This is a genomic window from Flavitalea antarctica (genome assembly GCF_054461535.1).
Genome location: NZ_JBTLQG010000029.1, coordinates 20,780 through 42,471 on the forward strand (window position 1 = coordinate 20,780; position 21,692 = coordinate 42,471).

Annotated in this window: 18 protein-coding genes and 3 tRNA genes; 6 read left to right on the forward strand and 15 right to left on the reverse strand. The window is 44.0% G+C overall.

Annotation, left to right across the window (positions count from 1 at the left end):
• The first annotated feature begins 176 nt into the window (after positions 1–176).
• Positions 177–749, forward strand: coding sequence for a hypothetical protein (locus tag ACX0G7_RS20550; protein WP_458925404.1), 573 nt, complete (start codon positions 177–179; stop codon positions 747–749).
• 2 nt (positions 750–751) lie between these two features.
• Here the strand turns inward: ACX0G7_RS20550 and ACX0G7_RS20555 are convergent, their stop codons facing one another.
• From ACX0G7_RS20555 to ACX0G7_RS20570, 4 genes are all read right to left on the reverse strand, one after another.
• A complete protein-coding gene (locus ACX0G7_RS20555) occupies positions 752–1,594 on the reverse strand; it encodes a polysaccharide deacetylase family protein (RefSeq protein ID WP_458925405.1) in 843 nt (280 codons plus the stop codon).
• Between the two features lie 71 nt (positions 1,595–1,665).
• Complete coding sequence (locus ACX0G7_RS20560; protein WP_458925406.1) at positions 1,666–2,544, reverse strand: DMT family transporter; 879 nt, start codon at positions 2,542–2,544, stop codon at positions 1,666–1,668.
• 69 nt (positions 2,545–2,613) lie between these two features.
• Complete coding sequence (locus tag ACX0G7_RS20565; protein ID WP_458925448.1) at positions 2,614–4,800, reverse strand: xanthine dehydrogenase family protein molybdopterin-binding subunit; 2,187 nt, start codon at positions 4,798–4,800, stop codon at positions 2,614–2,616.
• Positions 4,793–5,266, reverse strand: a complete 474-nt coding sequence (locus tag ACX0G7_RS20570; protein ID WP_458925407.1) for a (2Fe-2S)-binding protein — start codon at positions 5,264–5,266, stop codon at positions 4,793–4,795. The genes ACX0G7_RS20565 and ACX0G7_RS20570 overlap by 8 nt, the downstream gene beginning before the upstream one ends.
• 254 nt (positions 5,267–5,520) lie before the next feature.
• On the opposite strand from ACX0G7_RS20570, the gene ACX0G7_RS20575 reads away from it, so the two are divergent.
• Genes ACX0G7_RS20575 through ACX0G7_RS20585 form a run of 3 tightly spaced genes read left to right on the forward strand, consistent with a single transcriptional unit; the run spans position 5,521 to position 7,677 of the window.
• The gene (locus ACX0G7_RS20575; protein ID WP_458925408.1) at positions 5,521–6,282 is read left to right on the forward strand and encodes a cytochrome b/b6 domain-containing protein; all 762 of its coding nucleotides are present in this window, start codon (positions 5,521–5,523) and stop codon (positions 6,280–6,282) included.
• A gap of 44 nt (positions 6,283–6,326) precedes the next feature.
• Positions 6,327–7,070, forward strand: a complete 744-nt coding sequence (locus ACX0G7_RS20580; RefSeq protein WP_458925409.1) for a molybdopterin-dependent oxidoreductase — start codon at positions 6,327–6,329, stop codon at positions 7,068–7,070.
• A gap of 34 nt (positions 7,071–7,104) precedes the next feature.
• A complete protein-coding gene (locus ACX0G7_RS20585) occupies positions 7,105–7,677 on the forward strand; it encodes an HD domain-containing protein (RefSeq protein WP_458925410.1) in 573 nt (190 codons plus the stop codon).
• A gap of 37 nt (positions 7,678–7,714) precedes the next feature.
• Here the strand turns inward: ACX0G7_RS20585 and ACX0G7_RS20590 are convergent, their stop codons facing one another.
• Positions 7,715–8,908 (reverse strand): hypothetical protein, encoded by a 1,194-nt coding sequence (locus tag ACX0G7_RS20590; RefSeq protein ID WP_458925411.1) that lies wholly within the window; start codon positions 8,906–8,908, stop codon positions 7,715–7,717.
• 147 nt (positions 8,909–9,055) lie between these two features.
• Between ACX0G7_RS20590 and ACX0G7_RS20595 the strand changes: the two genes are divergently transcribed.
• Positions 9,056–10,189 (forward strand): alginate lyase family protein, encoded by a 1,134-nt coding sequence (locus tag ACX0G7_RS20595; protein WP_458925412.1) that lies wholly within the window; start codon positions 9,056–9,058, stop codon positions 10,187–10,189.
• A gap of 30 nt (positions 10,190–10,219) precedes the next feature.
• Here the strand turns inward: ACX0G7_RS20595 and ACX0G7_RS20600 are convergent, their stop codons facing one another.
• The 9 genes from ACX0G7_RS20600 to ACX0G7_RS20640 all read right to left on the reverse strand — a co-directional run bounded on the left by ACX0G7_RS20600 (position 10,220) and on the right by ACX0G7_RS20640 (position 20,194).
• The gene (locus ACX0G7_RS20600; protein WP_458925413.1) at positions 10,220–11,842 is read right to left on the reverse strand and encodes an amidohydrolase; all 1,623 of its coding nucleotides are present in this window, start codon (positions 11,840–11,842) and stop codon (positions 10,220–10,222) included.
• 264 nt (positions 11,843–12,106) lie between these two features.
• Entirely contained in the window at positions 12,107–12,847 is a 741-nt protein-coding gene (locus ACX0G7_RS20605) for a LytR/AlgR family response regulator transcription factor (RefSeq protein WP_458925414.1), read from the reverse strand.
• 29 nt (positions 12,848–12,876) lie between these two features.
• On the reverse strand, positions 12,877–14,928 hold the full coding sequence (locus ACX0G7_RS20610) for a sensor histidine kinase (RefSeq protein WP_458925415.1): 2,052 nt from the start codon (positions 14,926–14,928) through the stop codon (positions 12,877–12,879).
• A 327-nt stretch (positions 14,929–15,255) separates the two neighbouring features.
• Positions 15,256–16,911: a serine hydrolase domain-containing protein gene (locus ACX0G7_RS20615; protein ID WP_458925416.1), complete on the reverse strand. Its 1,656-nt coding sequence runs from the start codon at positions 16,909–16,911 to the stop codon at positions 15,256–15,258.
• Positions 16,912–16,980: 69 nt separating this feature from the next.
• Entirely contained in the window at positions 16,981–18,327 is a 1,347-nt protein-coding gene (locus ACX0G7_RS20620) for a helix-turn-helix domain-containing protein (protein ID WP_458925417.1), read from the reverse strand.
• Positions 18,328–18,506: 179 nt separating this feature from the next.
• Positions 18,507–18,592: transfer RNA gene (locus tag ACX0G7_RS20625), tRNA-Leu, on the reverse strand.
• Positions 18,593–18,710: 118 nt separating this feature from the next.
• Positions 18,711–18,786, reverse strand: a tRNA-Gly gene (locus ACX0G7_RS20630).
• 132 nt (positions 18,787–18,918) lie between these two features.
• The gene (locus tag ACX0G7_RS20635) at positions 18,919–19,125 is read right to left on the reverse strand and encodes a hypothetical protein (RefSeq protein ID WP_458925418.1); all 207 of its coding nucleotides are present in this window, start codon (positions 19,123–19,125) and stop codon (positions 18,919–18,921) included.
• A 31-nt stretch (positions 19,126–19,156) separates the two neighbouring features.
• Positions 19,157–20,194, reverse strand: coding sequence for a glycosyltransferase family 2 protein (locus ACX0G7_RS20640; RefSeq protein ID WP_458925419.1), 1,038 nt, complete (start codon positions 20,192–20,194; stop codon positions 19,157–19,159).
• Between the two features lie 130 nt (positions 20,195–20,324).
• On the opposite strand from ACX0G7_RS20640, the gene ACX0G7_RS20645 reads away from it, so the two are divergent.
• Entirely contained in the window at positions 20,325–21,473 is a 1,149-nt protein-coding gene (locus tag ACX0G7_RS20645) for a sensor histidine kinase (RefSeq protein WP_458925420.1), read from the forward strand.
• 59 nt (positions 21,474–21,532) lie between these two features.
• Here the strand turns inward: ACX0G7_RS20645 and ACX0G7_RS20650 are convergent.
• Positions 21,533–21,616, reverse strand: a tRNA-Leu gene (locus ACX0G7_RS20650).
• Positions 21,617–21,692: the final 76 nt, after the last annotated feature.

Below are 21,692 nucleotides of genomic sequence, written 5' to 3' on the forward strand. Positions count from 1 at the left end.
GAAAGTGCGAACGCGAAAACGAATTTGCAGCAGCCGCGGCCCTTCTTTTGCATGGGGGTAAATTGTCTGGTTAAGGAAATTCACGATTTACACATAATCACTATATTTAAGGTAGAATACCTCCACCTCTTATCCCTTACCTGACTGAAATTATTTTCTAATCACAAAGGAATGCTATGAAGTGTGAGATCTACCTGCCATTATTTGTTCTCGGAATTTTAGCTGCATCGGTATGTAACTCCCAGGAGTTAGTAGCCAAACATAATCCGAAAATGGATGTGAACTTAAGTCCGCAGACAAATGGTGTAATCAACCCGTTCAAAAACTCCAAGATCAATCCAAAGTTCAACTGGAATATCAATCCAACCAAAACGAGTACATTGAACCCGGTTGCCAACCAGGCAATCAATCCAATGAATAATCTGACTTTCAATCCTAACGAGAATCAGAGCATCAATCCAATGTATCAGAATCTGCTTCATCCCAAAAATCCGCAGTGGAAAGGGCTCTACATGTACGATAAGGATGATAATCTCGCAGGATATATTACCAAAGCCACCCAGGATGTATTATTGTGCTTTGACAGGAACAGTGAATGGTGCGGTTTTTATGTGAGGGCACAACAAAACATCTTTAATCATTTCGATCTGAAAGCCCAGTTCACCGGCGATTTCATTTGTTACGACTCCATGTTTGGTTACAACGAATTTGGAAAAGATGGTGAATGGACAGGCAGACACATTAAGTAATTTTATTTTTTCAAATCTGCATAGCTGATCAGCCTGATCCCCTTTTTTGCGATTGCTTCTTTAACAACAGGGCTGGTAAACAAATCGGTTACCCCCTGCCGGTCTATTGCAACATCCTCGTAACCAATGTGCGAAACAGCTCTCAATTCAGGTGAATCAAGTCCGGGATGATCAACGAACATATAGGTTTCGCCCGGTTTCAGATCATCGAGCATAGCAATAAAGCTTTTTATTTTTTCACCTGAAGTCTTGTGACTGCCTTTGTAGCGCACGTACTTAACACCTGATCTTTCTAAATCAATATCCAACCCATATTCTGCAGCCAGCCGCCTGGCAAGGGCTTTACTGGAATCGTTCAGGTTTGTACATGCCATATGTGCGGACAAATGTGAAATGCCCGGAAGATATTTCAACGCAAGCTCAATCTGGGCGCGAAACTCTTTTTCAAGATCTGCAAGCGACCATTTATTTTCCATGACCGCCCTGCCCGGATAGTTTTTGTTTGCATAGATCATTGGAAAAAAATACCCGTCCTTATCTCTCAGACTTGGGCAATCAGTAAGCGGCCTCCACTTTACATTATCCCATTCGCTGGTGATCGCGAGGTGTATACCCACGTCAAGTCCGGGCATCTCTTTGAGCATTTTTACAGCCTCCGGAAACCAGGGTGAGGGAACAATGATCTCAATTGAAGTCTGCACCCCCGCTTTTGCGCATTTTATCAGTGCTTCGTTGCCGCTATGGGTATAACCCATATCATCACCCCGGACGATCAGGCGCGGCGGATTCTGGCCGGATACGTATAGCATGGAAAGTATGAGCAGCAGTATCAGTATGGATTTCATTGTATGATGATTTGTTAGCGAGACAAATACGTTTGGTACAATATAAGAAAACTTCCGTGCAGGTAACAGTATCAATGTGAAACGGGCTTCAATCTCATTACACGATACATCTGTAATAATACAGAAAAGACGATTAACGTCAGGCCCATATAAAAGGGCCATGACAATTCAGTATTTTCCTTATAGATCAGAATGGCAAGAACGATACTATATAAAGGCTCCAGGTTAAAACTCAGGTTAACGGTAAATGCAGAAATCTTTTGCAATGCTTCAGTGATCATCAGGTACATCAATACTGTACACACAAGTGCAAGTATTAACAGGTAACCAGTGTCTTTAAGTGTTGGTATAAGCGTTGGTGCAGGCTCGAGATACAGGTAAAAAGGCATGATAAGTGATATGCCTAACCATCCACCGGTCATTGTATAAGTAGTTATGGTTGCGGAATTGAACTCTTTTGTAAGCCGCTTATTGTATATGGTGTAGAACGTTACAATCAGGGAAGAGATAACACCTAATAAAATACCGAAACGGTATGTGGCATCAAGCCCGAATATAAGTGCTATGCCACAAAGCGTAAGTCCACTCAGCACAAGTTCCGGGACAGAATGTTTACGCTTGTTCATGAGGGGTTCTATCAATGCAGTAAAAAAACCTCCCAGGGAAAAACAGACTACACCGATTGAAATGTTTGAGAATTTTATACTTGCGTAGAAGAACACCCAGTGCATGCCAAGTAAGAAACCGACAAAGCCAATGCGTAGAATATTTGATGGCGTTTCTTTCTGGAGCCTGCCTGATACCCGAAAAATAAGGAAAATAAAAACTGCCGAAAAGAATAAACGATACCAGGTTATCAGCCCCGCATTAATTCCGATCAGCCTTCCGAACACACCCGTAAATCCTGCAAGAAACACAGCCAGGTGTAATAAAATGAATGCCCTTTTCATGAGACGTGAATGTAAAGAAATCTTTGAAGACAACTCTACATTCGCATGTGCAGGCACATACATGTTCTATCAGCTTTCCTTCACGTTCCCGGCTTTTTTCTCCTTAGCCAACGCTTTATTCATTGGCAAGTGACAGATCCGCTGACCAGTTGCTGCGAAAATTGCATTCGCCAGAGCGGGAGCCATAGGAGGAACACCACATTCACCGGCACCACCCATTTTTTCCTTGCTATCAACAATATATACGTTTATCTCCGGCGATTCATTCAGCCTTGAGATCGGGTAATCGTAGAAGTTATTTTGTTGTACCTCACCATTTTTCAGCGTTATCTCGCCATACATTGCCATTGTAATCGCGAAGATTATTCCACTTTCCATCTGCGCCTTGACGCCATCGGGGTTAACAGCCAGTCCGCAATCAATGGCACAGGTAACAGAATGAATTTTAGGTACACCATTTACCATACTGATCTCGACTACCTCGGCCACATAACTTGCAAAGGATTCATGAACAGCAAAACCTCTGAAACGTCCTGCAGGTAGAGGTCGCGCCCATCCGGATTTTTCTGCGGCCAGGTTTAAAGCAGCCAGGTGCCTTGGATGATGTTTTAACAAGGCCCGGCGATATTCTACCGGATCTATTTTAGCAGCGTGAGCAAGCTGATCAATCATTGTTTCCATCACGTAGGCCGTATGTGTGTGGCCCACTGAACGATACCAGAGCACCGGTACTACCTCTTTTGTTGTATGTAAACCCACGTAATGATCCGGTGTAGCTACAACATACGGTGAATTGTTTATGCCCTCCACCGAAGAATCGTCTATACCTTTTTGTATCATGGCTTCAAACGGAGTACCTGCCATTATCGATTGTCCGGCAATGTTATGGTGCCATGCGACCGGAAGACCGTCGGATCCGATGCCCGCCTTCACATTATGTACAAAAAACGGGCGGTAATAGCCGGCTTTCAAATCATCTTCGCGACTCCAGACCATCTTAATAAATTTGCCACTGGCTTTTGCGATCTCAACAGCCTCTGAAACAAAATCCGCGGATGTTGTAGCCCGCCTTCCGAAACCTCCTCCCAGGAACACTGTATTTACCACTACCTGGTCCGGTCTTAGTTTCAAAATCTTTGCAGCAGCTTCCTGTTCGGTTGCAGGCATCTGCGTACCGGTCCAGATCTCGCATTGATCTTTTGAAATCTTTACCGTACAATTCAAGGGCTCCATTGCTGCATGGGCGAGATAAGGGAAAACATATTCGGCTTCAACAGTGCGGGCCGCATTAGAAATGCCAGTAGCCGAATTGCCTTTTTCTGCCGCAGGGAGACCTTTCGTTTTTGCCAGCTCCTTATATTTAATCAGCTGTTGATCAGTATTCATATTTGCACCTTCACCCCGGTCCCATTCTATCTTCAGGGCCTTTCTTCCCTGCATTGCTGACCAGTAATGTTCAGCAATAACCGCAATACCACCAGGTATCTGAACCACTTGTTTCACTCCGGGTACTGCGTTCGCTTTGGTTGCATCAAAAGACTTTACTTTTCCACCAAACACCGGCGGATGCGCAACAACTGCAGTGAGTAACCCCGGAAACTTAACGTCCATGCCATATATAGCCGATCCATTGGTTTTTGCCGGTCCATCAAGTCTTTTTGTTCCCTTCCCAATATATTTCCACTTATCACTGCTTCTCAATGGCACCTCTGTTGGTACCTTCAATAAGGCGGCATCTTCTGCAACCTCACCATAACTGAGTTTTGAATTTCCTGAAATCACATATCCATTACCGGTAGTACAGGTTGCAGGATCAACTTTCATTCGTTTTGCAGCAGCCTGTGTTAACAGCGTCCGGGCTGTTGCGCCAGCCTGACGGTAGCGATCAAACTCCGACCAGGTACTGCTTGATCCTCCGGTTATCTGCACGCCGAATATTGTATGGTTCCAATGTTTTCCGGCAGGGCTATGGATAACCTTTATCTTTTCAATATCGACATCAAGTTCATCAGCAATCAGCATAGACAGGGTTGTCCAGACTCCCTGGCCCATTTCGACATGTGTCAGTAAAACAGTCACCTGGTTATCGGTACTGACATTAAGAAATGCATTGGGAGAAAAACCACCGGCAATTCCGGTTATTGAATTTTTGCCAACCCTTCCTGCTAACGGTACAGAGAAGCCAATCAGTAGTCCCCCGCCAAGTATGGCGCCGGTTTTAATAAAATTTCTCCGGTTAATTCCTGGCTTATTTATGTTTACCTCCCTTGTTTAAGATAGACGCTGCATGATGAATAGCTTTTCTCACGCGGGGATAGGTCCCACACCGGCAAATATTTCCTGACATCGCCTGGTCAATATCTTCATCACCAGGATTTGGCTTTTCCCGTAACAGGACGGCCGCGGCCATCAGCTGGCCCGACTGGCAATAGCCACACTGGGGAACATCAAATTCCTGCCATGCCTTTTGCAGCGGATGATCATTGTTGGGCGATAAACCTTCGATGGTAACTATTTCCTTCCCTACTCCGCGGCTCACCTTTGTTACACATGAACGAACAGCTTCACCGTCGAGGTGGATAGTACAGGCGCCGCATTGTGCCACTCCACAGCCAAACTTTGTACCCGTTAAGCCGACGAGGTCCCTGATCACCCATAGTAACGGCATGTCAGGACTTGCATCAACTTCATAAGAACGTTTATTAATGGATAATTTGATCATGATGATATGATGAAAGGGTTTGAAATATATGGGACTGTGAAATAGGGACAAGATCAGGGGGGCAAGAAATCCGCTTAGTAAATATACCAATAGCCCCTTTATTAATGATTATCGGATTCAAATAAAAACTTACAGGATTCAAACAATCAGTAATGCCAGGCAAATGAAATCAGGTGGCGACATCATCAAACACGGGAAAAAAAATGTAAATTCAATAAGTCTTCTAACCCCACTATTAACAACCATATTTAGCCATGGACCCCGCCGCACCAACCGAGGTGAGTTTACTTAAGCATAAAAACTGGGTGAAGACCACACACTGGGTAATCACTGCCAGCTTTTTGCTCTTACTCTTCAGTGGCTTCGTAATCTTCATGTGCCATCCACGTTTATACTGGGGCGAAGTAGGCAATAATCTCACACCTGCCATCCTTGAACTTCCGGTCAGTAAAAATTATAAGCATGGCGGATGGGAAAAGCCAGTCGCATTTTTCCCCGGTACCGCTAACCGGGCCTATAGCGCCAACAGGACATTTGAAACCTATAATCAAAATGGCTGGGGAAGAAGTTTACATTTCCTGACAGCCTGGATACTTGTTGTTACCGGCCTTATTTATTTGCTAATGGCAATTTTTAGTGGACACCTGAGAAAACACCTGGTGCCCGCATCGAAGGAACTGAACGGACCAATGATCCGAAAAGATATTGTCAATCATCTGAAAATGCGCATTCCGCCTGCCGCCAGGGGTCCGCAGTATGGACTTTTGCAGAAATCAACCTATCTGTTTGTTATTTTTTTCCTGCTGCCATTGATTACAATGACCGGCCTGACGATGTCACCGGCAATCACTGCAGCCTATCCTTTTCTTCCGGCCATGTTTTTTGGGGCTCAGTCGGCACGTACGATTCACTTTTTTGCTTCCGGGTTACTTGTTCTGTTCGTGATCATACATATCGTCATGATCATCAAATCGGGATTTATTAAACAAATGAAGTCAATGACATTCGGAAAATAACGCAATGACCATCTTACCCTAACTAATTAAAGCCTCATATCAATATGAGAAAAAATAAACTCGTTACCAGGAGAAGCGTGATCATCACGGGATTAACCACGATCGGTGGATTGATATTACCCGGATGTGGTAAAAAGCCGCCTCCCACCTATGGCAATATCTTACGTATGGGCGATGCATTGACCTATCATGCACATAGGGCACTGCTACCTGGTCAGTCGCTGGTAAAAGAATATACACAAAGTGATATCTCTTCGTTCCCGGCAATCGGAACCACAAATCCGGCTGATACATCCAGGCCATCCTTCAGCAACGCTTATGAAACAATCATGAGAGCCAGGTTTACCAACTACTGTTTATCCATTGAAGGCAGAGTTTCGAAACCTGGTACCTGGTCAGTGACGGAGCTCCAAAAGTTCCCTGCCCGGAAACAAATCACCCGGCATACCTGCGAAGAGGGCTGGTCGGCGATAGCAGAATGGACCGGGGTACCGCTGGCTAGTGTATTAAACAGTGCTGGCATATTACCAAGCGCAAGATTCGTAAACTTTTATTCATATGATGGTTGGGTTGACAGTATAGATCTCCTGGATGCTTTTCATCCGCAAACCATCCTGGCTTATGGTATGAACGGACGTGACCTCCCGGTTCCGCATGGGGGTCCGTTACGATTGAGAGTGGAAACACAGCTTGGGTATAAAAGCATGAAGTATCTGCAAAAGATCACCGTGACAGATGAATATGTCGATATTGGTGATACTGGCTGGTCATGGTATGCAGGGATTTAAAAATTTGCCCGGGAAATAAATTTTATCATTGTAGATGATCAACGAAGAAAATGTTTTGCGACAGGTAACGGCCTTCGCTGATAAATGTCATGACAAACAGATAAGACGATACACCGGCGACAGGTACATAGTGCATCCTATACGTGTGATGGAAATCTGCCGCGGGTATACAAATGATATCAGCACGCTGACAGCCGCCCTTTTGCATGATGTGCTGGAAGATACACCAACAACAAAGGATGAAGTATTCAACTTCCTGATGAGCGTGCTTACACCTGAAGATGCAGAACGGTCATTACAACAGGTTGTGGAGCTTACAGACGTATATGTAAAAGAAAACTACCCGGGATGGAACCGGCGAAAGCGTAAAAACAAAGAGGTTGGGCGAATGGCCGCAATAAGTCCGGAAGCGCAGACAGTCAAATATGCTGACATCTTTGATAACGCACCTGAGATTACAGAGCAGGAACCCGATTTCGCAGAACGCTATCTGCAGGAATGCCTGGCCTTATTGAAAGGAATGGACAAAGGGAACCTGGAACTTCGCAAACGATCAATCCAAATGGTGAATGATTGCATCAAACAATTGAAATCTTCCGGTCGCTGATCGTTAATGGACCAGGCTTCTATTTATGTTTCATACTTCACATTGGCAATGGCTTGTATATCTGTCCCTTAATTTTCGCCTCATCGAAGAAAAAATTATAGACGTATTCAAAATTGAAATTGTTCAGTATTGATTTGTGCAGGTGTTTATTAAACGCCTGTTCAGGCATGCCCATGGTCCACCTGATAACAATCCATTGCGGCTGATCGGTTTTGCACAGTTCCCTGCTTGCTTTGTTTACTTTCAAAACCGGGAACCTGGCTTCCGTAGTTTGCTTACCATTGATATCCCTGCTATCGAACATATCATCCCTGCCTTCAGTTGCGTGTACAAAATCATACAACGAGAGCTGATTGGCGGGAAGCTTCAATGATGCCACGTCATTCCATTTGCTTTTATACTTTTCTTTCAATCTTGCCAGATTCTTTTGAGCCACTAGATACTGATCCGCAGGTATCGGCACGATTTGCTGCCAGCCAGGAAACTGCTTTTCAGCCTGGTTGAAGAACTCACCTATGGTAACTTTTTCAAAAGGTAATTCCTTGTCTTTCGTCATGATCACAACATACTGGGGGTTGTCGCCAATGATTTTAGGTGGGATGTAAAATCGTTTATGGTTTTGGATGCTTTTGAGATTGTGAAACCCCATCAGTTCGCTCGCGGCCTTGTGTTGGACATTATAGCCGTTTGGAGTTAGCCCATAATCAGGGAGTACGAAATAATACTCGGTAGTATCAGAAATAAATGAGACGGGGAAACTGATATACTGTAACTGGTTAGCTTCGATCTGCCAAAACTCCCCGAAGTTGTTCTGCGGAACAAATTTTCCCGCCGCGTCCTTTTTGAGAAACATATACATTTTAGAATAGGCACCATACATATGTGGCAGCGCTGCTGCATGGGTGTTAATCGCGTTCCCCAATTTGCTATTGGTTCCACTGAATTTTGGTATGTAATTCTGATAGTAGCCGGCATCTCCTAAACATCCTTTTGGCTGATATGATTTTTGCATCCATTCAATGAAGTGCTGACTGTTTCCTATCTGCCGGGCGCTGTAAACTCTATTGCCAAGTTGTTTTCCTTTTGGTTGTGCGCTATAGTCATAGATTTTTATCCAGCCAATCTCCAGGTCTGCGATACTTTCAAGTGTAAAGCCTATGCGGTCCCTGTATTCCTGGCCCGCTGAGTTGGAGCATACAAAAATCAACGCAATGAATAGAGCTGTTTTCATACCGAGTAGTGTGAATGAAATATAACGAAATTCTGTTACATCTTCCTCAAAAGAATGCTTATTAAGCGCAGGTAACAAGATGATTAATTGCTACGGTCTGCCAGAAACAATTAATAAATTTATCTTCAAATACATTTGCTTCCTATCATGACCAACGCTAAAAAATGTAAGTTCCTATTCCGGACAATCTTATTATCACTGTCTCTATTCAACGCTTTTTGGGTACCTGCCCAGCTGACGGACCTTGTTATCCTTGATTCCATCGAGCTAGCCCACTTAAAAACCGGGATTAAAAACAATAAGCGTGTAAAAAACCTTTATGACAGCATTCTCGTGTTGGCCAACACTCAGGTGGATGACAGTATACAGCCGTTGGCCCATATTCATTACGAGGGTTTGCTGGACAACGATGAGTCACGCATAAGTTCGGTAAAAAGTCTAAAGGATATTGAGAAACTGGGCAACTTTGTTTATGCGTTCTATGGAAATGCTGAACGCCGGTTTGCGGATAAGGCCAGGATGATCGTGATCCGCTGGTCGTCAACTTATCTGCCGGACGGCAATACCATTAATGAAAATAAACTTGTACCGGTTTTTTGGGCTTATCACATTTTCAAAAGCCAGTTTTCGGAGCCTGAAAAACAACAAGTGGAAGCCTGGCTCAATGATATTTCCCTTAAGCAAATGCACAGGTCGCGGACGCCGAACAACAACTGGGAAGCAAAAAGACAGAAAATTATTGGCTCGATTGGCTGCATACTTGCAAACAATGAAATGATACAATTTGCGGTTAATGGCTTTAAAGAGTATATCGCCTCTGCATATTATCCGGACGGAACCAGTAATGATCTGAGGGAAAGAGATGCCTTACATTATCATATTGGTGGCTTAACACCAGCCGTCGCCTTTTTTATCACTGCAAAAAGTTTTGACTCCACCCTGGATCTCTTTTCTTATGTTTCATCTACCGGATCTTCAATACGGAAATCCGTAGAGTATGTCTTGCCATATGCAAGCGGCCAGGCAACCCGCAGCGAGTGGACGAACAGCAAGGTCGCATTAGATAAGAAGAGAGCGGAAAGTGGTCTGGCGAAATATCAGCCGGGGGCTCTGTTCGATCCCTCTGAAGCTTTCGAACTATTCGAATGGGCCGTGTATTATAACAGGGACTGGTATTCCCTTTTTGATTCGCGATATAAAAGCCCGCATCAAGGATCCACTGATAAATATGCGTCAACGTGGATAGGGCTTCTTAACAGCCCGCTGGTGAGAGGTAAATAAACAACTTAATGATTGAGCTGCTTCATTTTTTTATTTTTGGCCTCCCCCGTACACACTTTTGCGGTAAACTATTTTTCCATCAATTATTGTCAGAAGACTTTCCGTAGCGGGAAGCTCTTCCGCGGAAATAGTAAAAATATCCTGGGACAACACAGCCATGTCAGCTAACATTCCTTTTGAAATTGTCCCTTTTTCTTTTTCCCTGAACTCCGCATACGCGTTGGTTCTTGTAAAGGCAATTACCGTCTGCTCTCTTGTAAGGTTTTCGGTTGGCTTCCCTCCTGCGGTGTTGATCAGCATAATGTCTACAAATGGATTTTCCATACCATCCGGTGCAATCCCTACAATAACGCCACTATCAAGTAGCGTCCGCAAGGGGCTACCCATACAATATTTAGGTGTATGCATTACTATTATACCGAGTTCTTTGAGTATTTGCCTGTTAGCCTGCGACATATTACCCGTTCCAGGCTCCCCTACACAATTATGTTCTAATCTTACGCGTTTTGCTTTCCACCGTTCCGCACTCGCCATTCCCTTCATCAGTGAAAGCACTATACCGAAACTGCTGTCTGCCGTTATGTGCATTAACAATTGCCGGTCAGTTTCGAGAGCCTCGTTAAATATTTGTTTCAGTGTATCAATTGGATAATTAAGTCTGCCATACCAGCCCGGCTTGCCAGGGTATGGAACCGACCTTAAGGCATTTTGTTCCCCCGGAGACCCGTCTATCACATACTTAATTCCTGACAGATAAGACAGCGTTGTAGGTTTGGTTTCTATTACATTCCAATCATTCAATTGCCGGCCTTCGGAAGTTGAACGAGGCCATGCAATAATGCGAACCCGTTGCTGTAATTTGCTTGCTTTCAGCATGGCATCTGCCTCTGTTTTGTTTAAACCGGTACCCATATATTGAACGGTTGTAACCCCTCTTTTTAACTGAGACGATGAGTACGACTGCATCCCGACTACAAGCGCTGACGGGTCTGACTTATACCTGGCCGTCCAAACAGGTGCCTGCGCGTTCTGTTGTAACGATGATATGAGATTTGAGGAATTGCGGATAAACCAGCCACCTACCGGATCTGTATCACTGTCCGACAGGCCGGATGCTTCCAGCGCCTTGCGATTTACAGTGAGACCATGACCCCACCAGATCTGTAGGCTAACCGGATTGTTCGGAGCTATACTATCGAGGGCTGAACGCATGCTACTGTCAAAAAAGATCGAAGTCCCGATAAGCCCATAAATCCATTCGCCGGGTCTTGCGCCTTTAACCAACATTCGTACGGAATCTAACACAGCTGCCTTTGCTGGTCCCTCCTGAAGGTACCCGGTATAACTATAGGACTTTCCGATTACGGCTTCCCAACCAGGGTGGTTGTGTGCATCGTTGAAGCCGGGTATGACTGTTTTTCCACCCAGATCAATTTTTTCCGTTTTAGATGAACCAAATCTTTCGACTCTTTCGTTTGTGCCAGTTGCCAGTATTTTGTTTCCGCTGATTGCCACTGCCTGAACATAAAGTTGTGCAGGGTCTGAGGTAAATATCTTTCCATTGAACAGTATTAGATCAGCTTGCTGACCTATGGTGGAAACTTGTTGCAGAAACAATACGATAAATAGGAGTATACACTTTGGTATTCGCATAGCCGGTGGTTGGAATGGTGAATAGATTGTTTGCACATCGTTTACGCTGCAAACATCCCTAAACTATGCAGGCACTTTATAAATATTAGTGTGGGAGCCCGACAACGCGGTGTGAACAGCCGGTTTGATTGAGAGAAGTATCTTAAGCAAGGAGAAGTACGGCTTTTCCAGGTGTCATTGTAAATAAGAAACCCGCGGGTTTGACACCAATAGCCAGGAAGAGTCCGTAAATTCACCTTCTTCTGTGTAAGTGCCCCGGGGGTTTTAAAGCCAACCAAATCTTTGGACAAGCCTGTCTTTTTGGTTTTTAGCAACTGGAATATTTATCTCGCCCTGCATTACAAGATATGCCGATTCGCCTTTCCGATACACCTTTATATGGTCGAGGTTGACGAGGTATTGACGGTGTACACGCAGGAAGTTTCGTTCCTCTAACACCTGTTGTACTTCGCGCAATGTTTTGCTCAGCAGGTAGCTTTTACCTGTTGTAACAAAAAGCTTTGTGTAATTACTATCAGCTTCACAATACACTATGTTTTGCAGATCTATAAAATGAACACCGCCCTGGTAAGGCACTGCAATTTTTGCAGGATGTTGGCCACTGAATAATTGCGATTTAAGCATATCGAATTGCCGCTGGTCAATGCGCTGCCCCTTTTCGGCTTTTCGTACGGCATCCTGGAGCTCCTTTGCGTCAAGCGGCTTCAACAGGTAGTCAAGTGCACTAAAGCGAAAAGCCTTCACAGCAAAATCATTATATGCTGTGACAAATATTAAGCTAAAGGATATAGGACCGAGTTGTTCCAATAATGTAAATCCATTCATTCCAGGCATTTCTATATCCAGGAACACAAGATCGGGGTGCTGTGTCTGAATTGCTCTCAAGCCTTCTTCGCTACTGGTGTATTGGCCAAGGATTTGCACCTGCGGACAAAATTCGTTTAGCTGCAATGAAAGCAGTCGAATGCAGTCCGGTTCATCATCAATCAAAATAGCTTTTAACATCTCAATAGTTTAACTATTTGGAATACCTGCTAAAGCAGGATATGCAATACTACCTCGGTGCCTGCCGCATTGCCTTCGCAGTCGATAAGATCATTCACCACCACCTTTGTATTGGTTTGGTAAAGCTGGTTGATCAGCGCTATCCGTTCATTGGTGACTTCCATTCCGAATGATTTCTTTGCGATTGCCGATTTGCTTTTCAACTCCGCGGCCCTGGTGCGGCCAATCCCGTCATCAGTGATAGTAACATGCAGGCAATCCACCTCATATTGTAACACTTTTATTCCGACATTGCCGCCGGCCTTTTTCTGCATTAGTCCGTGCCAGATAGCATTTTCAACATATGGTTGAAAAAGCATTGGTGGTATCTCTATTGCATCGGTTTCAACGTTTGTACCAACCTGTATATCAAATTTGAGTTTATCTTTAAACCGCATTGCTTCCATTTCGAGATATAATTGGAGCGCTTCCAGTTCGTTTTTCAGAGTGACCTTTTCAGAACGCGAGTTTTCCAGGACTAAACGGATCAGGCGGCTGAATTTTGTGAGATAGGTATTGGCTTTTGACACCTCATTATCAGTCGTATAAAGTTTTATAGAATTGAGGCAATTAAAAATGAAGTGCGGATTCATCTGCGCCCTCAACGCCGTCATCTCCATCGTTGCGAGTTTCCGCTCATAGGTGGACCTCAATTGACTGGTATGTTGTTCTTCAAGTATACGGCTTTGATGTTTAATTTCTTTTGAGCGTTCGAGAAGTTCGTTTTCCAGTTGGCTGGTATAACTCTCCTGTAAATTGGTTTTTTCGACCTCCACAAGTTTGTTCCGGTATGCTAACGCTAATGAGAAACAAAACAACTCCACAAACAGACCCAGTGCCATAAAAAACGGCGGGTAATTGATAAAAGAAGCGATTTGAGGCGATGCGTTTCCAAGTAAGAAAATGCCATGAACTGGGGAAAGAGAGATCACATACAAACTGATTTCACCTACAAGTAAATAAGGTTTTAGTCTGCTTTGGCTCCGTAACGTAGCAATAATCAGCAATATACCCATACATAGGGAAGGCAGCGAATCAATCAAAAAGAACATTGCAGCGCCTGAAACCAGTATGCCGGTAAAGAATTGTATAACCACCATTACCTGGAGGATCACAAGCAACCACTTCAGGGGACGGATGATGCGCCATAACCGTGGTTGTTGAGCCGGAATGGCAAGCAGCCTGGTTAAGAAAAGAGCGTAGGCAAGGGCAAGGATATGAGAAAATGAAAAAGACCAGGGATGCGCCAGCCATGGCAGGGAGACGGGAGTTAGTCCAAGGTTGAACCGCGGGTTTGCAAACTTCAATATCCACAAAGACGCAAAGGCTGCATAAATCGCGTAATAAAGAAACGATTTGTCACCATTTAAATAATACTGGTAGAACGAGTGCATGCTCATCAGTGTAAGGCATCCTATGATCATTGCCATTACGAAGGCAAGCCACTTAGCATTGTTGGCTTCATCGAGTAGATTGCTTTGATACGTTTCGTTTGTGTGTATGCTGCCTGCAATATCATCGAAAAGCAGCAGGTAATCTGCTACCCGGACAAAATAATGATTAGTTGAAAGTGGTGGAATCTCTAAACGCATTGAATAGGGATCCAGGTGGACACTCTGACCAACCGAGCACATACCCGCATGCGATAAGACATCGAGTGATGAACCTGATTTTTTATAAAGCGAGAGATATGCGTGAACCCCTCCCCGGTACCATAAGCGGAGCGTGTCAATAGGGTGGGAATTGGAAACAAGAAACTGCAGCCAGACCACCTGGCTTGTTCGCTTCATTTGCCGGTTATTTATAAACTCAGTGCCGGCCATAGAGGCACCGGAAATAAATCTGGACTTATTAATTTCATCAAGTGGTTGTGTTGTGTCGCCTGTGAAATTCTCATAAAAAAGCGCATGCGGTTTTACCGGAATTCCATTCGTCAGTATCGGCTGACCATGAAATCTGATGGGTGATAAAGATTGAGCGTGTACGCACCAACCTGTGGCTATACACAAAATACATAAGATGAAGGGAAGGAAACTCCTCATGGATAGCCTTCGTTTTTAGGCCCCACCCGGTCGATAATTTCCGATACCATAGACTTATTTGAATTATTGTAGTTTGTTCGTTAAAATCAAAAGCACTTTCCCTATACAATGATGATAAAAAATAAGACTATTATCAGAATAACGAGTTATTATTTTCGCCCTGAACAAAATAAATCCTCGCAGATAGTTGATATAAACCATCTACAGGGATTTGAAGTACCCCTAGCGGGGGTGGAGTTTTCATCTACTTACTTCGTGACGTTAGCTCGAATATGCATTTAATAAAAATCCCCTTACCCAATGCTCCCGGGAAACAGCTTAAACTGATTATTTCTTTTTGATGAATAAAACGTTTTTGATCCTCTCTCCGTTCAGTTTGAGAGAGGTGATACTCGTTCCTTCTGTAGTTCCAAACTCAATTTGATAATTGTCCACTAACATTCGTTCCCGTGTAATCAGCAGGCCTTGTCTCTTTGCGCCATTGATGTCTACTTCGTATTCAAGGCCTGATATGTTTCGTATGGATAAAGAAACATTTGTTTCTACGTTCTTGTACTCGCCGTTGGGCATCGTGAGATCGAATGAGTCCCAATTCGTTTCCAGTCTCAACAAAGTATATGGGGAATGTGAAGTGTGGTATACGGTAAGTTCCATTTGACCGGCTGCATTTTTTATGAACTCTTGTTTAAAAGTGCTATCATTCCATTGATGAAAGATGTTCGCTGCTTCGCGAACAAGCCGGATATCGTTTCTTCCGGACCGCATCAAAAAGAGTGCAGTATCCCTCACCTGGAGCCTGAATGTGAATCCTGCTTCTGTCTGGTAAATCCCCTCGAGGTCCTTTGGGGTGACCCAAGGTCCGGGCAATTCCGGCGTCAGTACTTTTTTTTGGGAATGTTGGTTCAGATTGAGCACAACATCAGCCATCTGTCGCGTTTGCATCGAGGGAATAGCTTTACCGCTGTTGGTGAAAGTAAGCATAGACAAATTGTATCCTGGAAATCTCAATACAGTAGCTTTCCAGGCGCCGGTTGCACCTTCGTGGAAGGTGTAAGGTTGATCATAATACTGTCCAAATTCGAGCCCAAAGCCATAGGCTGCGGAAACATCACTTACAGGTAGCTGCGATTGCTTTATGACAGCTGATTTTAGACCGCGATTTCGCATTCTCTGGATACTCTGCTCCCATATCACCTGGTCTTCCAGCGTTGTGAATAAGTTGCCGTCTCCATAAGCGTCCCAAAGCCACTCGTATGTGGTCCAGGTGTTAAAGTTGAAATAAGGCAAGGCAATCTCGCCCGGAATTGCAGCATGATTTGCTTCAAAAGATGTACTGGCCATACCCAATCGTTTGAACATCAGTTTACAGTAATCATTAAAATGCATACCCCTGATCTTTCCGATTATTTCTGCAAGCAGGATGTAGTTTGAATTGCTGTAGAGGTATTTTGAACCGGGTTTAAAATTTAAATCCTCCTGCCTCTTAAGCATATCAACAATTTGCTGATTCGACATAGATGTTTTCCACCATGTTATACCTTGCAGCGCAAGCAGGTCATAAACATCCCTGATGCCACTGGTGTGGGTGAGCAGGTGCCCGATAGAAATGGTGTCACCCAACGCAGGATATAGGCCGGGCAAATAAGTCCTGATGTCATCCTCCAATCCAAGTTTTTTCTCTTCGATCAACTCGAGAATGGCGAGTGCCGTGAATTGCTTGCCATTTGAAGCGATATTAAACCGGCTCCGTGCTGTTACCGGCGTTTTGTTCGTCAGATTAGTAAGTCCGGCTGTTTTTTGGTAAATTATTTTGCCGTTTTGAATGATAGCGGTCGCAATTCCCGGAGCACCGGGTGGTACATCCTGTAAAGCGATGGAGTCAAGCTTCTTAATTTGAACATTTGACAGCTTTGCGGGTGCCTGCGACCAAAGGGTACTTTCAACAAAAAATGATAATATAATGAGAGCAAACGTGATCTTCATTGTTATTTACTTTTGAGGCAAAGTTGGAGTGGTGCATCGAGCGGGTCGCTTCAAATCATGATTTGGCACTTATTTGCCGGCTAGTTTTTCAAGATATTTCTTCGGGGTTAGCTGAGTGTGCTTTTTAAAGGCCCGGTTGAAAGTTGATTTTGAGTTGAAACCACAGTCGAATGCAATTCCCAAAAGTGTCTGCAAGCTGTGTTCACCAGCCATAAATTTTGCAGTAACTTCTTTGACGCGATATTGGTTAACAAAATCATTAAAGTTCATAAAGAACACCTGGTTGATAATATGCGATACTTTTTTGGGAGGGAGATCAAGCTTTGCAGCGAGGTCCGAAAGTGTCAATTCCGGATTCAGAAATAATCTCTGCTCATTCATGACCGACTCTACTTGTGATCGGAAGGATGCCAGTTCTTCTGATGATGACGGATGAACTTCGCCAGGCGAGGAGGATTTACCAGTGCTCAGGTCCCCTGTGATATTTAAGCCGGGGGATATTGCAACGGTTGAAAGCCTATCATTCGGAATGATGCCCGGTTTTAGTAAGTGACTTTTTATCTTGCCGGAATGTATTTCTTCCGTTTCAAAAGGATGGACCGGAGCAAACGAGGCGGAAACCACATTGGAGGAATCTGCAGTTGTTTCCCGGAATGACCTCAAAGTTGCCTGGGTTAATCCTTCTGTCTGAAGTAGATGCATGAGACCCGAGACGGATAAATAGTACACGAGAAGCGAGAAGGCCAGGTAATACCAGAATTTCCGTCCGAATTCTGCCCACTCTGGATTGATAACAAAAAACAATGCCCTGATTATTAATAATATGATTAAAGCAAGGATAAATCTTTGTAACCAGCGATGCAGGATGCTATCAGCAAAACTTGTCTGGTCATATACCAGTCGTTTATAAGAGAAGTAATGCTTCAGGCATAGTAGCAGATAAAACAGCAGAGAGAAAAAGCCCGCCACTTGATACCAGGGATCAAGATCTTTGTCCCGCTGATCGGCATAAAAATAATAGTCGCCTATTATTATTTTATCTCCAATAAAGATGATTAGCGAGTACATAAGGTACATGAAGGCAGGAGCAAAATGCAACCAATCCCGGCCAGAAAGCGAAAAGGAAGGATACAGAACACTTTTGAAAGAAAAATATAAAATCGGGGGAAGCAGGAGAACTTGCTGAAAGGGTGTATAGAAGAGAATATCCCGATAAGGTTGTCTGCTGTACCATCCTGCATATCCGAGCATGAACGGAGCAATATACAAAGCGCTGAGTAAAACAAATAAACTGAGCCAGAGCGAGGATCGGCTGGCACGAATCAAACCCTTATACAATAAAATTATACCGAAGACTATACCATGCACAAAAAATATAAGTAACAGGCTACTCTTGAGCCCGAATTCGAAAAGCATATCCCGAATATAAACAATTTTAAATCGCAGATTCGGGATGCCTTCTGACCGTCTGGTCTCTTGTAGGACCACCAAATTATTGGATTTAGCTATGCTGATCACCGTTGATTTCGGCCGGACAATAAATAAAAACACCCTCATAACATCTTGACGTGCAAGAAATCATGAGGGTGTTAAAGTACCCGGGACGGGAGTTGAACCCGTACTTCCGTTGCGGGAAACTGGATTTTAAGTCCAGCGCGTCTACCAGTTCCGCCACCCAGGTAACTGTCCCTTACGAAAACGAATGGGACAAAAATTTTCAATGTGTTAACCCGGCAAGTGTTTCACCGCAAAATCTTTACCGGATGCCCAAAAAAAATCCAAACACTAGGTTTGGATTATGGAGCGGAAGACCGGGCTCGAACCGGCCACCCCGACCTTGGCAAGGTCGTGCTCTACCAAATGAGCTACTTCCGCGTTGTTTATTAAAGAACTTTTTATTTGAACCAGTTACGAATCCTGTTGATCCCGATTCGTTGCTGAATTCGTTTTTTTTATCGGACGGCAAAGATAGGGATCCTGAAATTCCTACAAAAATTTAAAGCGAATTTATTTATACTGAGGAGTATAATAAGTGTTTGCCGGAACATTCACCTTTGGCTTTCCTTTGTAACGGTGAGCGTACAAACTATAGCAACCACCCAATGTAAACGCAATAATACAAAACACCTGGAGGTAAAACAGGAAAACGGAAGAATTTACCCAGTTATATGCAAAGTCTTTTTCCCTGATATCTTTTTCTTGTGCTTGATCCATAACGAGTTAATTGCAGTGCAAAAATAATGTTTCAGTTGAAAATATCCGATTTCTTTTGAACTATTTCCATAAACTTTTTCTTTCCCTCTACAAAATGCGCCCACACTATACTCCGGTGCAGGTATCCGTGCAACTTTCCTTTCCGCGTCTCGGGGAATAAACTGTGCCGGCGCTTAATGAGTAACCAATAGAAAAAAGCAAGATGGGCCTCCACAACAGCAAAAAAATATTTCACCTGGCCGGCGAACAACGACTTCCAGGCGGAAAGAGCATCCAGCCAAAATCGACATCCGACTTTGATAATAGCCTCGCCAACCGGGAGATTTTTTGCCAGCATGATCAGGTTGTTCCTGAAATTCAAAAAAACTTTTCTTGAATTTCCCTTGGGAAGGGTTCCGCCACCTACATGATATACCACTGCCGCAGGACATGCATAAACTTCAAAGCCGGCTCTTTGTGCCCGCCAGCACAGATCTATTTCCTCCTGGTGAGCAAAAAAATATTCTTCAAAGCCACCGAGCCGGTGATAAAGCGGAGCCCTGATGAACATGGCAGCACCGCTCGCCCAGAAAATTGGCTGGATCTCATCATACTGCCCAACATCTTTTTCACAATAGTCAAAGATCCTTCCGCGCGCGAAAGGATAACCCAATTCGTCAATCCATCCTCCGGCCGCACCTGCATATTCAAAGAGATCTTTGTTAGTATGCTGTAAGAGTTTCGGTTGGCAGATCCCGATCTTTTGATTGCCATCCAGCAATTTTACCATTGGTTCTATCCAGCCTGGGTCAACTTCAACATCTGTATTCAAAAGAATATAATAATCCGCCTGAACCAGTTTCAAGGCTTCGTTATAACCTTTTGTAAAACCAAAATTGGATGGCAGTTGAACAATCCGGATCTGGGGGTAAGTTGTCCGTACAAATGCTATTGAATCATCAGTGGAATTGTTATCTGCCAGTACGATCTCCTTATTTTCATAGGTCGATGCCACTACTGAAGGCAGAAAATCTTCCAGGAAGGAACGGCCGTTCCAGTTGAGTATGACTATTGAAACAAGTGCTGACAAAAAATTAGTTGATCTGAACTGATTAAAGGTTAACCTAAAATGTTGCCAAAAATACAGGTAGAAAGTTAATATCCAAACCTATGAGGCCTGTCGTCAATGAATTGTGGCCCGATCGTTCGTAAATTGGCGCATGATTCAGCTTTTTAACTGGCGTACCGGACTCGCTATAGTAGCAATAGCTATAGTAAGCGGAACAATATTTTACTCACAGTTTCTTGCAAAAAAAATTGCCAAAGAGGAAAGACTCCGGGTCGAACAATGGGTAGAAGCCGGTAAGTTACTGATGATAGACCAGTCGGGGGTAAGCGATAAACTGGCAGGTATCATCATTGCTGAAAATAAAACCATCCCGATTATTGTTACTGATGAAAGAGGTCAGATACTCGATCATGTAAACCTGGATTCCGCATCGGTAAAAAAAGACCCGGGTTATGTGGCGAAAAAAATGAAAGAATTTAAATCTGAAAATGGCTCGGTTGAATGGAGCAACCCTTCGGATTCCACAGAAAGAAACATTTATTATTATGGTCACACCAGCCTCCTGAACCAGGTCAAATATTATCCCCTCGTGCAGTTGCTCATCATAAGCTTATTTATTATTATCACGATAACCGCCCTTTCGAGCCGGTACCAGTCCGTTCAGAACCAGGTCTGGGCAGGGATGGCGAAAGAAACGGCTCATCAGCTCGGCACCCCGTTGAGTTCGCTGCACGGATGGGTCGAGATGTTAAAGGACAATCCCGATAATGAGATGATGGTACAGGAGATGGAGAAAGACGTGGAAAGGCTGAGACTCGTTTCCGATCGTTTTGGGAAGATCGGAAGTACCCCGCAACTTGAAGCGCATGATGTTTTATCGCAGGTGAACAGTATGGTAGAGTACATCCGGAAAAGAGCACCGGGAAAAGTGAAATTTACAGTAGATAATCATGGTGCCAACGTCCTGATCGCAAGAATCTCTCCTCCCCTTTTTGACTGGGTGATTGAAAACCTGTTGAAAAACGCACTTGACGCCATGGAAGGAAAGGGGGAAATAAAAGTTGATCTCCAGGAAAACAAAACCCATGTTGTGATTGATGTATCTGACACCGGCAAAGGAATATCCAAGCAGTTTGTGAAAGAGGTATTCAAGCCTGGTTTTACAACAAAAAAGCGGGGATGGGGATTAGGGCTCAGCTTGTCAAAAAGAATAGTCGAACAATATCATAGTGGCCAGATCTTCGTGAAATCTTCTGAGCCGGGCAAGGGCACCACTTTCAGGATCATACTGAAAAAATAGACTTAGAAACTCCACCAAAAAAAAACGAGACACCTGGAAAAACCGGATGTCTCGTTCTGTGCGGAAGAGGAGATTCGAACTCCCACGCCAGTTACGGCGCTACCACCTCAAAGTAGTGCGTCTACCAATTTCGCCACCTCCGCAGCCTAAAAATTGAAGTGGGTGCAAAAGTAATAGTTTTCAGGTTAAGGTGACAATCAAGTTCGGAGTTTTTTTGAA

What these genes read in the sequence shown, in the direction of transcription:
- ACX0G7_RS20575 (WP_458925408.1), top strand. Translation starts at nt 5,521, where the DNA reads ATGGACCCCGCCGCACCAACCGAGGTGAGTTTACTTAAGCATAAAAAC.
- ACX0G7_RS20570 (WP_458925407.1), bottom strand. Translation starts at nt 5,266, where the DNA reads ATGATCAAATTATCCATTAATAAACGTTCTTATGAAGTTGATGCAAGT.
- ACX0G7_RS20615 (WP_458925416.1), bottom strand. Translation starts at nt 16,911, where the DNA reads ATGAAGATCACGTTTGCTCTCATTATATTATCATTTTTTGTTGAAAGT.
- ACX0G7_RS20635 (WP_458925418.1), bottom strand. Translation starts at nt 19,125, where the DNA reads ATGGATCAAGCACAAGAAAAAGATATCAGGGAAAAAGACTTTGCATAT.
- ACX0G7_RS20645 (WP_458925420.1), top strand. Translation starts at nt 20,325, where the DNA reads ATGATTCAGCTTTTTAACTGGCGTACCGGACTCGCTATAGTAGCAATA.
- ACX0G7_RS20585 (WP_458925410.1), top strand. Translation starts at nt 7,105, where the DNA reads ATGATCAACGAAGAAAATGTTTTGCGACAGGTAACGGCCTTCGCTGAT.
- ACX0G7_RS20560 (WP_458925406.1), bottom strand. Translation starts at nt 2,544, where the DNA reads ATGAAAAGGGCATTCATTTTATTACACCTGGCTGTGTTTCTTGCAGGA.
- ACX0G7_RS20620 (WP_458925417.1), bottom strand. Translation starts at nt 18,327, where the DNA reads ATGCTTTTCGAATTCGGGCTCAAGAGTAGCCTGTTACTTATATTTTTT.
- ACX0G7_RS20595 (WP_458925412.1), top strand. Translation starts at nt 9,056, where the DNA reads ATGACCAACGCTAAAAAATGTAAGTTCCTATTCCGGACAATCTTATTA.
- ACX0G7_RS20550 (WP_458925404.1), top strand. Translation starts at nt 177, where the DNA reads ATGAAGTGTGAGATCTACCTGCCATTATTTGTTCTCGGAATTTTAGCT.
- ACX0G7_RS20555 (WP_458925405.1), bottom strand. Translation starts at nt 1,594, where the DNA reads ATGAAATCCATACTGATACTGCTGCTCATACTTTCCATGCTATACGTA.
- ACX0G7_RS20600 (WP_458925413.1), bottom strand. Translation starts at nt 11,842, where the DNA reads ATGCGAATACCAAAGTGTATACTCCTATTTATCGTATTGTTTCTGCAA.
- ACX0G7_RS20590 (WP_458925411.1), bottom strand. Translation starts at nt 8,908, where the DNA reads ATGAAAACAGCTCTATTCATTGCGTTGATTTTTGTATGCTCCAACTCA.
- ACX0G7_RS20610 (WP_458925415.1), bottom strand. Translation starts at nt 14,928, where the DNA reads ATGAGGAGTTTCCTTCCCTTCATCTTATGTATTTTGTGTATAGCCACA.
- ACX0G7_RS20605 (WP_458925414.1), bottom strand. Translation starts at nt 12,847, where the DNA reads ATGTTAAAAGCTATTTTGATTGATGATGAACCGGACTGCATTCGACTG.
- ACX0G7_RS20580 (WP_458925409.1), top strand. Translation starts at nt 6,327, where the DNA reads ATGAGAAAAAATAAACTCGTTACCAGGAGAAGCGTGATCATCACGGGA.